11 protein-coding genes are annotated in these 14,125 nt (G+C 64.2%); 8 read left to right on the top strand and 3 right to left on the bottom strand.

Translation table 11 applies throughout. The annotated features are described in order from the left end of the window. Positions 1 to 4: 4 nt before the first annotated feature. Positions 5 to 811: a DeoR/GlpR family DNA-binding transcription regulator gene (locus H163_RS0115605; RefSeq protein WP_019965538.1), complete on the bottom strand. Its 807-nt coding sequence runs from the start codon at positions 809 to 811 to the stop codon at positions 5 to 7. A gap of 188 nt (positions 812 to 999) precedes the next feature. Between H163_RS0115605 and H163_RS0115610 the strand changes: the two genes are divergently transcribed. From H163_RS0115610 to H163_RS23005, 8 genes are all read left to right on the top strand, one after another. Next, complete coding sequence (locus tag H163_RS0115610; protein WP_019965539.1) at positions 1,000 to 3,102, top strand: bifunctional rhamnulose-1-phosphate aldolase/short-chain dehydrogenase; 2,103 nt, start codon at positions 1,000 to 1,002, stop codon at positions 3,100 to 3,102. A 12-nt stretch (positions 3,103 to 3,114) separates the two neighbouring features. Further along, the gene (gene rhaI / locus H163_RS0115615; RefSeq protein ID WP_019965540.1) at positions 3,115 to 4,404 is read left to right on the top strand and encodes an L-rhamnose catabolism isomerase; all 1,290 of its coding nucleotides are present in this window, start codon (positions 3,115 to 3,117) and stop codon (positions 4,402 to 4,404) included. A gap of 233 nt (positions 4,405 to 4,637) precedes the next feature. Continuing rightward, positions 4,638 to 5,417: an ABC transporter ATP-binding protein gene (locus H163_RS0115620; protein WP_019965541.1), complete on the top strand. Its 780-nt coding sequence runs from the start codon at positions 4,638 to 4,640 to the stop codon at positions 5,415 to 5,417. A 31-nt stretch (positions 5,418 to 5,448) separates the two neighbouring features. Further along, positions 5,449 to 6,222 carry a transporter substrate-binding domain-containing protein gene (locus H163_RS0115625; protein ID WP_019965542.1) on the top strand — a complete coding sequence of 258 codons (774 nt, stop codon included), beginning with the start codon at positions 5,449 to 5,451 and terminating at the stop codon, positions 6,220 to 6,222. 332 nt (positions 6,223 to 6,554) lie between these two features. Beyond that, positions 6,555 to 7,280: an ABC transporter permease gene (locus H163_RS0115630; RefSeq protein WP_019965543.1), complete on the top strand. Its 726-nt coding sequence runs from the start codon at positions 6,555 to 6,557 to the stop codon at positions 7,278 to 7,280. A gap of 9 nt (positions 7,281 to 7,289) precedes the next feature. Further along, complete coding sequence (locus tag H163_RS0115635) at positions 7,290 to 7,979, top strand: ABC transporter permease (protein ID WP_019965544.1); 690 nt, start codon at positions 7,290 to 7,292, stop codon at positions 7,977 to 7,979. Positions 7,980 to 8,021: 42 nt separating this feature from the next. Further along, complete coding sequence (locus H163_RS0115640) at positions 8,022 to 8,942, top strand: homocysteine S-methyltransferase family protein (RefSeq protein WP_019965545.1); 921 nt, start codon at positions 8,022 to 8,024, stop codon at positions 8,940 to 8,942. A gap of 192 nt (positions 8,943 to 9,134) precedes the next feature. Continuing rightward, positions 9,135 to 10,883 carry a TRAP transporter permease gene (locus H163_RS23005; RefSeq protein ID WP_081626047.1) on the top strand — a complete coding sequence of 583 codons (1,749 nt, stop codon included), beginning with the start codon at positions 9,135 to 9,137 and terminating at the stop codon, positions 10,881 to 10,883. A 173-nt stretch (positions 10,884 to 11,056) separates the two neighbouring features. Here H163_RS23005 and H163_RS0115650 read toward each other — a convergent pair whose 3' ends face one another. After that, positions 11,057 to 11,587 carry an invasion associated locus B family protein gene (locus tag H163_RS0115650; RefSeq protein WP_019965547.1) on the bottom strand — a complete coding sequence of 177 codons (531 nt, stop codon included), beginning with the start codon at positions 11,585 to 11,587 and terminating at the stop codon, positions 11,057 to 11,059. A 175-nt stretch (positions 11,588 to 11,762) separates the two neighbouring features. Continuing rightward, positions 11,763 to 14,042 carry a heavy metal translocating P-type ATPase gene (locus H163_RS0115655; protein WP_026355920.1) on the bottom strand — a complete coding sequence of 760 codons (2,280 nt, stop codon included), beginning with the start codon at positions 14,040 to 14,042 and terminating at the stop codon, positions 11,763 to 11,765. Positions 14,043 to 14,125: the final 83 nt, after the last annotated feature.

Here is a 14,125-nt window from a genome sequence, read left to right on the forward strand (position 1 = left end):
TTCGTCAGCCCCCGCCGGCGGCGCTTGCCTGCGCTGCCTCGACGGGCGCTGCAATCACCTGCACCCCTGCCTGCTCCAGCATCTGGGCGGCGCTGTCTGGAATGCCCTCGTCGGTGATCACCGTGGTGATGCGGTCCAGCGGGCACAGGATGAGGCTGGAGCGGCTGCGGAATTTGGACGAGTCCGCCAGCACCACCAGTTCATCCGCCTGCCCGATCAGCTTCTGCTCCGCCTGGATGAGAAGCGGATCCGCCTCCATCAGCCCAAGCGGCCCCAGCCCTTGCGCCCCCATAAACATGCGCCGCGCATAGAAATTGCGCGTCACGTCATTGTCGAAGGGGCTCAGGATGATGTTCTGCTCCCGGTAGATCACCCCGCCGGACAGGATGATCGTGTTCTTCGAATGCTTAAGCAGGTGCTCGGCAATCGGGAACGAATTGGTGAAGATCTGCATGCGCTTGCTCGCCAGCGGATGCACCATCTGGAAAGTGGTCGTGCCGCCGTTGATGATGATCGCGTCACCATCCGTGCAAAGCTCCACCGCCGCACGGGCAATCGCCCGCTTCTGCTGCGCGTTGATCGCCTCGTTGACGCTGAAGGGACGGCCCGCCAGCCCGACGAACTGCGGCGGCGTGATCGATTCCGCCCCGCCGCGCACCCGGCGCAGCTTCTTCTGCACATGCAGCGCCGCGATGTCCCGGCGGATGGTCGCTTCCGAGGAATCGGTCAGCGCCACCAGTTCCGCAACAGTCACGACCGGACGGTCCTGAACGGCGGACAAGATGATCCTGTGGCGCTCTTTCTCGTGCATGCATTCCTCCCGATGTCCCGCTCAGGCTTCCATCAAATTCGAGCAGTGTCAATCACGATTCGTCATATTGCTGCAATGCAGCGTCAATTTTGATCGATCATGATTGAAACTGATTGACAACAAGACATATCACGGCAAGTCTCCGGTCAAAAGCTGGCCTGGCTCCGGCTCACTCTCGGGAGGACTACATGACTGATTCCGCCGCCGGTTCCCGGCTCGCAAACCTGTGGGATGAGGCAAAGGCTTCGGCCATGACCGAATCCGGCCGCCTGCTCTACCGCTCGAACCTGCTCGGGTCCGACAAGCGCATCACCAACTACGGTGGCGGCAACACATCCGCCAAGGTCATGGAAAAGGATCCACTGACCGGCGAAATGGCGGAAGTGCTGTGGGTCAAGGGCTCCGGCGGCGATGTGGGCACAATCAAGCTCGACGGTTTCGCCACGCTCTACATGGACAAGCTGCGGGCTTTGAAGGGCATTTACCGGGGCGTCGCCTTCGAGGACGAGATGGTGGGCCTGCTGCCCCACTGCACCTTCAACCTCAATCCGCGTGCCGCCTCCATCGATACGCCGCTGCATGCCTATGTGCCGAAGAAGCACGTGGACCACATGCACCCGGATGCCATCATCGCGATTGCCGCCTCGAAGGACAGCAAGGCGCTGACGGAAGAGATCTTCGGCAAGGACATAGGCTGGCTGCCGTGGAAGCGCCCCGGCTATGAACTGGGCCTGTGGCTGGAAAAGTTCTGCCTCGAAAATCCGGAAGCACGCGGCGTCGTGCTGGAAAGCCATGGCCTCTTCACCTGGGCCGATGATGCGCGCACCTGCTACGAGACGACGATCGAAATCATCAACAAGGCGATGGCGTGGTTCGAGGGCAAGCTGTCCGGCAAGGCCGCTTTCGGCGGGCAGAAACACGCCATCCTGCCGCGTGATCAGCGCCGCGCCATTGCCGCCCGCCTGATGCCCGCCATCCGCGGCATGGTCAGCGGCCAGCAGCACATGGCCGGCCACTTTGACGACAGCGATGCGGTGCTGGAATTCGTCTGCGCGAAAGACATGGAAGCCCTCGCGGCGCTGGGCACGAGCTGCCCGGATCACTTCCTGCGCACCAAGATCCGCCCGCTGGTGGTGAAGCTTGATCCGGCAAACCCGGATGTGGACGCAGTGCTCAAGGGCCTGCCGGATGCGGTTGCTGCCTACCGGCAGGACTACACGGCCTATTACGAGCGCTGCAAGCATGCGGACAGCCCCGCCCTGCGCGACCCCAACGCCGTTGTCTATCTGGTGCCGGGCGCCGGCATGATCACCTTCGCCAAGGACAAGGCCACGGCCCGCATCTCGGGCGAGTTCTACGTCAACGCCATCAACGTGATGCGCGGTGCTTCCGGCGTTTCCACCTATTGCGGCCTGCCGGAGCAGGAAGCCTTCGACATCGAATACTGGCTGCTTGAGGAAGCCAAGCTCCAGCGCATGCCCAGGCCGAAGAGCCTTGCCGGCCGTGTCGCCTTCGTCACCGGCGGAGCTGGCGGCATCGGCTCGGCAACGGCGGAGCGGCTGATGAGCGAAGGCGCCTGCGTGGTGCTGGCCGATATCGACGCCAATTCCCTCGCCCAGACCGCAGAGCGCCTGGCTGCCCGCCATTCCCGCGACGTGGTGCGCACGGTTGTCATGGATGTGACCAGCGAGGACGCCGTGGAGCGGGCCTATGCGGAAGCCTGCACCGAATTCGGCGGCATCGACATTCTGGTGTCGAACGCGGGCATCGCCTCCTCGGCGCCCATCGAGGAAACCAGCCTCGAGCTGTGGAACAGGAACATGTCGATCCTTTCGACCGGCTATTTCCTTGTTTCCCGCAGCGCTTTCAAGGTGATGAAGACGCAAGGGATTGGCGGCTCGATCGTCTTTATCGCCTCCAAGAACGGCCTTGCCGCCTCTCCCGGCGCCAGCGCCTATTGCACGGCCAAGGCCTCGGAAATCCACCTCGCGCGCTGCCTTGCGCTGGAAGGGGCGCCGGATGGCATCCGCGTCAACGTGGTCAACCCGGATGCAGTGCTGCGCGGCTCCAAGATCTGGTCGGGCGACTGGCTGAAGGAACGGGCACAGGCCTATGGCAAGGACACGGCGGATCTGGAAGAGCATTACCGCCAGCGCTCGCTGCTGAAGCGCTCCGTGCTGCCCGAGGATATTGCAGAGGCCACCTATTTCTTCGCAAGCGAAGCCTCCGCCAAGTCCACCGGCAACATCATCAACGTGGACGCAGGCAACGTCCAGTCCTTCACCCGCTGACGGAGGCCATTCATGACCCAGATGATCGGTTCTGATGTCCTTGAGAAGGACAATGCCGCCCGCAAAGCGGACCTCGCGCGCGACTATGACAGCCTTGGCGAGCGGCTCGCCCGCCGGGGCATCGACATCAACGCGGTGAAGGCGAAGGTTGCCGCCTATGGCGTTGCCGTGCCGTCCTGGGGTGTCGGCACTGGCGGCACCCGCTTTGCCCGTTTCCCCGGCGCAGGCGAGCCGCGCCACATCTTCGACAAGCTGGAAGACTGCGGCGTCATCCAGCAGCTGACCCGGGCAACGCCCTCCGTCTCCCTGCATATTCCCTGGGACAAGGCCGATCCGGCAGACCTGAAGGCCAAGGCGGACAGCCTCGGCCTCGGCTTTGACGCCATGAACTCCAACACCTTCCAGGATCAGGCCGGACAGGCCCATTCCTACAAGTTCGGCTCCCTCTCCCACACGGATGCTGCCACCCGTGCGCAGGCGGTGGAGCACAACATCGAATGTATCGAGCTTGGCCGCGCCATTGGCTCGAAGGCGCTGACCGTGTGGATCGGCGACGGCTCCAACTTCCCCGGGCAGTCGCATTTCACCCGCCAGTTCGAGCGCTATCTGGAAGCAGCCCGGCAGATCTACGCCGCCCTGCCGGAGGACTGGCGGCTCTTCACCGAACACAAGATGTACGAGCCCGCCTTCTATTCCACCGTGGTGCAGGACTGGGGCACGAACTATCTCATCGCGCAGGAGCTGGGCCCCAAGGCCTTCTGCCTCGTTGATCTCGGCCACCATGCGCCCAACGTGAACATCGAAATGATCGTCGCCCGCCTCATCCAGTTCGGCAAGCTGGGCGGCTTCCATTTCAACGACAGCAAATATGGCGATGACGATCTCGACACCGGCTCGGTCGATCCCTACCGGCTATTCCTCGTCTTCAACGAGCTGGTGGACGCGGAAACCCGCAAGGCGCCGGGCTTTGCCCCCTCGCACATGCTGGACCAGTCGCACAATGTCACCGACCCGATCGAAAGCCTGATGGTCAGCGCCATGGAGGTGCAGCGCGCCTATGCGCAGGCCCTGCTGGTGGACCGCAAGGCCCTCGACGGCTTCCAGGACAGCAACGACGCGCTGATGGCCACCACCACGCTGAAGACCGCCTTCCGCACCGATGTGGAACCAATCCTCGCCATGGCCCGTCTGGAATCGGGCGGCGCCATCGACCCCGTCTCCACCTACCGCGCCTCCGGCTACCGCGCCCGCGCCGCAGAGGTCCGGCCAGCAGTTTCCGGCGCTGGCGGGGGGATTGTGTGAGAGCGGGCCACGGATTGACCTGATGCCTCTCCCTCACCCCGGACATGCGTGCATGATCCGGGGTGAACCGTTCTTGACGCTGGGTGTCTCTCCGTCTCCGTCAAGCCTCAGCAAAACAGCAGCTCTGCCTCCCGCCTTCCAAAGGAAATATCTTTCCCAAACATTCGCATGCCAATTGGCAAGCTGGCAAAACCGGGCTAACAGGCGGTTGAAACAACGCGGAACGGCTGCCCATGACGCATGAGCCCGCCTTTGCCCTTGAGGTGGAGGATGTCCACAAGAGCTACGGCCCCAACGAAGTGCTGAAAGGCATTTCGATGACCGCCCGCAAGGGCGACGTGATCTCCCTCATCGGCTCATCGGGAGCGGGCAAGAGCACCTTCCTGCGCTGCCTCAACTTTCTGGAACAACCTGACCGGGGCCGCTTCGTCGTCAATGGCGAGGCAGTCGCCCTGAAGCCGGACCGGCATGGCCGCCTGCATCCGGCCAACTGGCGCCAGATCGAGCGCCTGCGCACCGGGCTTTCCATGGTGTTCCAGAACTTCAATCTCTGGGCGCACATGACGGTGCTGGAAAATGTCATCGAAGCGCCGGTGCATGTGCTGGGCCAGAACCGGCGCGAGGCCGTGGAGCGGGCCGAAGCGCTGCTGGCCAAGGTCGGCCTTCATGACAAGCGCGATGCCTATCCGGCGTTTCTTTCGGGCGGCCAGCAGCAGCGCGCCGCCATTGCCCGCGCCCTGTGCATGGAACCTTCGGTGATGCTCTTCGACGAGCCCACCTCCGCGCTGGACCCGGAGCTTGTCGGCGAGGTGCTGAAGGTCATCCGCGATCTGGCCGCCGAAGGGCGCACCATGGTGCTCGTCACCCACGAGATGAGTTTCGCCCGGGATGTCTCCAGCCACGTCATGTTCCTGCATCAGGGCCGCGTGGAAGAGGAAGGCACGCCGGAGAAGGTGTTCGGCGCGCCGGAAAGCGTCCGCTGCCGCGAATTCACCGCCTCATTGAGACACTGAAAACCAATCACAGCATAAACGGGGAAACACCATGAAGAAGCTTCTGTCCATTCTCCTCACCGGCGCCGCGCTTGCGGCAAGCTCCGTCTCCGCCTCCGCCGAGCTGCGCTTCGGCGTGATGAACGAGCCCTATCCGCCCTTCTTCACCAAGGATGCCTCCGGCAAGTGGGTGGGCTGGGAAATCGACCTGATGGATGCCGTCTGCGAGGAAATGAAGGAGCAGTGCTCCATCGTCGACATCGCCTGGGACGGGCTGATCCCCGGCCTGCAGGCCAAGAAGATCGACGTGATCTGGTCCTCCATGTCCATCACCGAAGAGCGCAAGAAGACCATTGCCTTCACGGACAAGTACTACAACACGCCCAGCAAGCTGATCGGCGCCAAGGACGGCATCATGGGTGCAGGCCCGGATGACGTCGCGGGCAAGATCATCGGCATTCAGGTCTCGACCATCCAGTCCGACTATTATGCCAAGTACTTCAAGGACAAGGCAGAAGAAAAAACCTATGCCACCCTCGATGAGGCCTTCCAGGACCTCGCCGCCGGGCGCATTGACTATGTGTTCGGCGATGCCATGCCGCTGGAAGAGTTCCTGAAATCCAGCTACGGCGAAAGCTGCTGCGAGGACAAGGGCAACGTGGCCGATGATCCGGCCGTGCTGGGCTCCGGCATCGGCGGCGGCCTGCGTCAGGACGACACGGAACTTCAGGCCAAGCTGAACGCCGCCATCGCCGCCGTACGCGCCAGCGGCAAGTACAAGGAAATCTCGGACAAGTACTTCTCGTTCGATCCTTACGGCGAGTGATCTGCAGGAAATGAAGTTGCCGGGATTGGCGTCAGCGCCTCTTCCGGCCTTTTCTGAGTAGCTGGGTATGTGCAAACAGGCCGCAGCACCCCTCTCCCCACTTGAGGGGGAGATGTCTGCGACAGCAGACAGAGGGGGGGGCCAGCGCCTCAGCACGGCACGGCCACTCTTGAATAGACGGGCAGTCCGTTACCCCCCTCTGCCCCCTTCGGGGGCATCTCCCCCTCAAGGGGGGAGAGGAGTTGGTGCCTGGCTGACGGTCCGAAATGAACATCCCCCATTGGGGCAAAGGCCGCAGGCCAAAGACTTTATTGGATTGTCCCAGAGGCAGCATGGCGAACCTGACCTATCTTGAGCTTCTGGCACCCTCGCCTCCCGGCTGGGGCGGTGTGCTGCTGGCCGGGGCTGCGTCGACAATCGCCATTTCGCTCGGCGCTTACCTCACCGGCATGGTGCTGGGGCTGCTGGGGGCCTGGGGCAAGCTCAAGGGCGGGCGCGTGACCTCTGCCCTGCTCGATGGCTACACCACCGCCATCCGCGCCATTCCCGAACTCATCCTGATCATCGGCCTTTATTATGCCGGCACCGACGGCCTGAACCGGCTGCTCACCGCCATCGGACTGCCCACCATCGAGGTGAACGGCTTCGTCGCTGCCGTTGCCGTGCTCGGCATCGTCCAGGGCGCCTATATGACAGAGGTGTTCCGCGGCGCCATTCAGGCGGTACCCATTGGCCAGATCGAGGCGGCTGCGGCCTTCGGCATGCGCCCTTCCCTGCGCTTCCGCCGCATCATCCTGCCGGCGATGATCCCCAACGCCATGCCGGGCCTTGCCAATCTGTGGATGTCCGTCACCAAGGACAGCGCCCTCATTGCCGTTGTCGGCTATCAGGAGCTGGCGCTGGCCACGCGCATCGCGGCGGGCAACACCAAGCAGTATTTCCTGTTCTTCGCGGCGGCGGCGGTGCTCTATCTGATCATCAGCCTTGTCTCCACCCGTGTGTTCAACCTGCTGGAGCGGCGCGCGCGCCGGGGCCAGCCGGCCCACGGCCGGGCATAGGAGGAGCGGATGGATTTCTCCTGGCTGGCCAAATACACCCCGCTGCTTCTGTCCGGCGCCTGGCAGACGGTTGCCCTTCTCGGCATTTCCGTCAGCATCGGCTTCGTCCTCGCCATTGGCCTGGCGCTCGCGCAGGTGTCCGGCCCCTTGTGGCTGCGGCTGCTGGCGCGCGGTTATTGCGGCTTCTTCCGTGGTACACCTCTGCTGATCCAGCTCTGGCTGCTTTATTATGGCGTTGGCTCGCTGCTGCCGATGGTGCCGGGCCTGCGCGGCAGTTTCCTGTGGCCTATCCTGCGCGAGGGATTCTTCTTCGCCGCCGTCAGCTTCACGCTCAACCACGCCGCCTATCAGGCCGAGATCCTGCGCGGCGCGCTGCTGAGCGTGCCCAAGGGCGAGCTGGAAGCCGGGCGCGCCTTCGGCATGACGCCCTTCCTGCTGCTGCGGCGCATCTGGCTGCCGCGTGCCATACGCACTGCCCTGCCCAGCATCACCGGCGAAATCGTGCTGCAGCTCAAGGCAACACCGCTCGCCTTCACCGTCACGGTGATGGATCTCTACGCGGTTGCCTACAAGGTGCGGCAGGATACGCTGCTCGTCTATGAACCGCTGATCGTGGTCACGCTCTTCTATGTGGGCCTGACCATCATCCTCACCCGCATTTTCAAGCATGTGGAGGCACAGGTGCCCGTGCGCCGCTGACGGCGCAGCCCTGCAGCCCCCGAACCCGCAAAGGAGCATCCCATGGCCAGCAACATCCGTATCCTCGACGGCGGCATGAGCCGCGAACTGGTGCGGCTCGGCGCCGAGCTGAAGCAGCCGGAATGGTCGGCCCTTGCCCTCATCGACACACCCAGCATCGTGCGGCAGGTGCATGAGGAGTTCATCGCCGCCGGCGCCGATGTCATCACCACCAACAGCTACGCGCTGGTGCCCTACCACATCGGCGAAGAGCGTTTTGCGAAGGAAGGCCGTGCCCTGATCGCCCTTTCCGGCCGCCTTGCCCGTGAAGCGGCAGACGCCGAAACCGCGCGCAGCGTGCTGGTCGCCGGCGGCCTGCCGCCCATCTTCGGCTCCTACGAGCCGCAGAATTTCGATCCCGCCCGCGTGCAGGACTATCTCTCCGTCCTAGTCGAGGAACTCAGTCCCTATGCAGATGTGTGGCTGGGCGAGACCCTGAGCCTCATTGCCGAGGGCGAAGCCGTGCGCATTGCCACCGAGGGCACCAACCGCCCCTTCTGGGTGTCCTTCACGCTGGAAGATGCAGACACGGAAGCGGCCATCGCCAACCCGAAGCTGCGCGGCGGGGAAACTGTGACGGAAGCTGCCGAATGGGCCGCAGGCTCGGGCGCGGCAGCGCTTCTGTTCAACTGTGCCAAGCCGGAGATCATGGCCAGCGCCATCAAGGCCGCCTCAGCCGTCTTCGCCGCCAAGGGCGTGAAGCTGGATCTCGGCGTCTATGCCAATGCCTTTGAAAGCAACACCGATGACGGCGCGGCCAACGAGGCCCTGCACGGCACCCGCGCTGACCTGACCGGCGACCGCTACACCGGCTTTGCCTGCGACTGGGTCGACGCCGGCGCCACCCTCGTCGGCGGCTGCTGCGGCATCGGCGCCAGCCACATCCACAGCCTTGCCGCCCGCCTGAAGGGAAATGCGGCCTGAGGCGGGCAAGCATCGCCGTCCAGGATAACGGAGCACCGGCAGATTTGCCGGTGCAGTTCTGTTCAAACCTGATAGAGTTTTCCTCATGATGCGATTCCGGGCAGCCGCCCGGCTCTCCCGCGTCAGCCCCCTATCACGCCCTGCTTCTTTCCCATGGAACGCTGACATGAGCAGCCAGGAAACAGGTACCGGATCGAGGGCGTCGCAGTCCTTGATATCGTTCTGGCGCTCCTGGGCGTGGCCGCCGCCATGTACCTGCCACTGCAATCAGCGCAGACGCTGGCCATGCGCGTCGGCAATCCGTCCACGCAGGACATCTTCTTCGGCTCGGCACTGGTGCTGCTGACGCTGGAAGCGACACGCCGCTCTGTCGGCCCGACGCTGCCGATCATCGCGCTGCTGTTCATGGGCTTTGCCCTGTTCGGCCCCTGGATGCCCGGCGCGCTGAAACATGGCGGCACCTCCTGGCTGGGCCTCATCAACCACCTCTACATGACCAATCAGGGCATTTACGGCATCGCCATCGGCGTGATGGCGAAATACGTGTTCCTGTTCATCGTCTTCGGCGTGCTGGCCACCCGCATCGGCCTCGGCCAGCTGTTCATCGACGTGGCCATGGTGCTGGCCGGGCGTTATTCCGGCGGCCCGGCAAAGGTCGCCATCTTCTCCTCCGCCTTCATGGGCACCATCTCCGGCTCCTCCATCGCCAACACGGTGACGACCGGTGCCCTGACGATCCCGGCCATGAAGCGCGTCGGCTATCCGGCCCGTTTTGCCGCCGCCGTGGAAGCCACCGCCTCCACCGGCGGGCAGATAACCCCGCCCATTCTGGGTGCAGCCGCCTTCATCATGGTGGAATATCTGCAGATCCCGCTGCGCGACGTACTGGCCGCAGCCCTGTTCCCGGCGCTGCTGCATTACTTCGGCATTCTCGTCATGGTGCATCTGGAAGCCAAGCGCCTCGGCCTGCGCGGCCTCACGAAAGATGAACTGCCGAAGCTCGGCATCGTGCTGAAGCAGCACTGGCTGTCGGTCATCCCGCTGATCATTCTGGTCTATCTGATCCTCTCCGGCCGCACGCCCGATTATGCCGCCGTCTATGGCATCATCGCCTGTGTCGTCGTCGGCGTCTTGAACCCGGTTGACCGGCTCAACCTGAAGGATCTCTACAATGCGCTGGCCGCCGGTGCCCGCAACACGCTCGCGGTGGGCGCTGCGGCAGCCACTGTCGGCATCGTCGTGGGTGTGGTGACGCTGACGGGCGTCGGCTTCCGCATCGGCTATGTCATCGTCCAGACCGCTGGCGACATCGGGGCAACCCTGGGCTCCCTGTGGCCGCTGTCGCTGTTCACCGCAGGCCAGTGGACCCTGTTTGTCTCGCTGATCCTGATCGCCGTCGCCTGCATCATCATGGGCGCCGGCATCCCGACCACCGCAACCTACATCATTCTGGTCGCTGTGGCCGCCCCGGCCCTTGCCGTGCAGCAGGTGGAGCCGCTGGTCGCCCATTTCTTCGTGTTCTACTACGGGGTTCTGGCCGACATCACGCCACCGGTGGCGCTTGCGGCCTATGCGGCGGCGGGCATAGCCGGGTCCAACCCGTTCCAGACGGGCAACACCGCCTTCCGCCTCGGCATCGCCAAGGCGCTGGTGCCGTTTGTCTTCGTCTATTCGCCGTCGCTGCTGCTGGTGAATGCAGACTTCACCTGGTCCGCCTTTGCCATCACGCTCACGGGCGCGGCCCTCGGCATTGCCTGCCTTGGCGTGGCCTTCTCCGGCTATTTCATCGCGCCGATGCGCAAGCAGGAGCGCTGGTGGACGGGCATCGTCTCGCTGCTGTTCATCTCGCCGGGCCTTGAGACCATGGCAGCAGGCATCATCCTGCTGCTGCCGGTGGTGTTCCTGCAGATCAAGGCAAGGCAGAAACTGGCCGCAGCCTGATACGGGCTCTCGATGAGTTCGACTCATCGAAAACTGGTCAAGCCCGTGCGGCGCTTGAGCATTTTCAAGGCGTGATGCGTCAGCATCGAAAGCCTTGGTATGAGGCCTGCCACCAGACACAAAAAAGCCGGGCTGCGGAACGCCGCAGCCCGGCTTTTCATTGAGACGGGATCTTACTTCAGCAGCGCGGCCGAACGGTCGAGCGCGGCGGAGAAGCCCTTCAGCGAGACCTGCAGGTTCAGCGGATTGCCTGCAACGGCCTGAACGCCAAGCTTCAGCACGTTGCCCTTGCGGATCGCGGCAACCGTATCCTTGCTGAGGGTCAGCGGCACCACGCAGCCAACGGGCATGCAGGTCTGGAAACGGGCGTCCGTGCCCTTTTCCTGATCATCGACGGTGAGCTTGACGCCACCATCCAGGTTGAGGCCAAAAGGCAGAACCAGAGTGCCGTTGACGGCACCGTCGGCTGCCGGAGCGAACTCGGCCAGAAGCACCATCTGGCGGGTCTGCTGATCCTGCTGCTGCTGCGAAACAGCGCAGCGCTTGCCGCCCTCACCCGACAGGCAGGTCACAGTCCAGTCGTCGAAGGTTTCCTTGATGGAGGAAGCGCCGGAAGGCAGACTGCCTGCCGTCTGAGCCATTGCCAGGCCTGCAGAAACCAACAGTGCCGCACCCGCAAGAGTGGAAGCCAGCTTGAAGTTCATTCGTCTTATCCCGATGACCGGAAAGCAGCACAGCCGCTGCCCTCAACTTGAATGGGCCTAACTAACCGGCCTTTGCCCACACATGCAAGCTACGCCTGCATTTTTTGAAACAGACAGCCGCCTGCTTCATCACCGGAGGTTGGCTTTCCGGTTGATGAAGCAGGCAAGTCCGCGCTCAGCCCTCCTTCGCCGGATCGTAGGCCAGAAGCCGGAGCGCATTGAGCGTCACCAGCACCGTTGCGCCCGTATCTGCCAGAATCGCCAGCCACAGGCCGGTGATGCCGAGAATGCTGGTGACGAGGAACACCGCCTTCAGGCCCAGCGCGAGGGTGATGTTCTGGTGAATGTTGCCCATCGCCTTGCGGGCAAGGCGGATGAGGGCGGGCACATCCGTCACCCTGTCGCGCAGCACAGCCGCATGGGCCGTCTCCAGCGCCACATCCGTGCCCGAGCCCATGGCTACACCCACCGAAGCCTGAGCGAGCGCCGGCGCATCATTGATGCCGTCGCCCACCATCATCACCCCGCCGGAGGCAGCCAGCGCACGCACTTCACGCACCTTGTCTTCCGGCATCAGCTCCGCGCGCTGCGTGAGGCCAAGACCGGAGGCAATCGCAGCCGCCGTGCGGGCATTGTCCCCCGTCAGCATGACGGCACCAACCCCCAGCCGTTCCAGCTGGCCGATCGCCTCGCGGGCGTCCTCCCGCGGTTCATCGCGCAGGGCCACAAGTCCGGCAAGGTTTCCGGCCCGGATGACGCAGACCACCGTCTTGCCTTCGCCTTCCAGACGTTCCGCCTGCGCCGCCGCCTCTTGCGGCAGCAGGCCGGTTTCGCTGGCATGGCGCGGGGAGATCACCTGCAGCAACTCTCCTGCGACCAGTGCCTCGACACCGCGCCCAGCCATGGCCCGCGCCCCGGATGAGGGGAGAACGCTCGCGCCGGTCTCCTGCGCACGGGTGAGGATCGCTTTCGCCAGCGGATGCGACGACCCGGCCTCGACGGAGGCTGCAGCAGAGATCACGTCCAGCACATCGACGCTGCCAAAGGGAACCACATCCACCACCTGCGGGCGGCCAGCCGTCAGCGTGCCGGTCTTGTCGAAGGTGACCGTCTTCACCTGCGCGATGGCTTCGATCACCGCACCGCCCTTCATCAGGAGGCCACGGCGTGCGCCCGCAGACAGGGACGAGGCAATGGAGGCCGGCACCGAAATGACCAGCGCACAGGGGCAGCCGATCAGGAGCAGCGACAGGGCCCGGTAGATCCAGGTGTTCCACTCCCCGCCAAACCCGAGCGGCGGCACAACGGCGACCGTGGCGGCCAGCAGCACGATGAAAGGCATGTAGTAGCGGCTGAACCGGTCAATGAAGCGCTCGGTCGGGGCACGGGCGCTTTCCGCCTCCTCCACCAGCTTGATGATGCGGGCAATGGTGTTGTCCGCCGCCGCACGCGTCACTTCAACGCTGAGGGCGGCTTCGGTGTTGATGGAACCGGCAAAGACATCCGCCCCCTCGCCCTTGGTCACCGGCACGCTCTCACCCGTCACCGGGCTTTCATCAATGCCGGAGATGCCGGAGCGGATGACGCCATCAGCGGGAATGCGATCTCCAGGCCGCACCAGCACCAACTGCCCCGGAACAAGGCTTTCCGCCGCCACCTGCCGCGTTCCACTGTCCGTTTCCAGAAGCGCGGTTTTCGGCACCAGGCCTGCCAGAGCCCGGATGCCATCGCGCGCCCGGTTGGCGGCAACGCCCTCCAGCACTTCGCCCACGGCGAAGAGGAACACCACCAGCGCCGCCTCTTCCGCCGCCCCGATCGCCAGCGCACCGGCGGCGGCAATGGTCATCAGCATCTCGATGGTGAAGGGCATTCCGGCCGCCAGGGCGGCAAAGGCGCGCCGGGCAACAGGCGCAACCCCGATGACGCAGGCCACGGTGAAGACCCAGGCCCCAACCTGCGGCGGCAACACGAAATGCGCGGCCCAGGCCAGAGCCAGCAGCCCGCCGGTCAGAATGACCAGCCGCCCCTTGCCCGTCTGATGCCACGCCCGGCGGCCGCCATCAGCCAACGGCTTTTCATCCTCATGACTGTGGCCGTGCACGCCCCCATGGGCATGATCGTGGTGCTGCTCATGCTCATCATCATGGTCATGAGCAGGGCTGTGATCGTGATGCTCATGCCCGCAGCAGGCAGCACCCCTGTCCGCATCCCCTTCGGCGCCCGGAACTTTCATGCTGATGCCGAAGCCAAGGGCACTGACGGCCTTCTCCACGGTCTGCCGCCCGGTCTGGCTTTCATCCAGTTGCAGGCGCAACCGCTCGCTCATCAGAGCCACCTCGACGGCGCTTACCCCCGGCAGGCGCTCCACCGCGCCCTTGATCTTGCCCGCGCAGGACCCGCAGTCCATGCCCGTCACGGTCCACTCAAGGGTAGAAACCGCCTCATGCTTGCTCATGGTTATCTCCTTGCCCAACGAACGGGCATTTCAGGTCATGATCAAGGGCTAGCACCTCTAGCGGCTAGAGGTTCAAGAGGTTT

Origin of the sequence: Pannonibacter phragmitetus DSM 14782, assembly GCF_000382365.1 — a bacterium.
Taxonomy (GTDB): domain Bacteria; phylum Pseudomonadota; class Alphaproteobacteria; order Rhizobiales; family Stappiaceae; genus Pannonibacter; species Pannonibacter phragmitetus.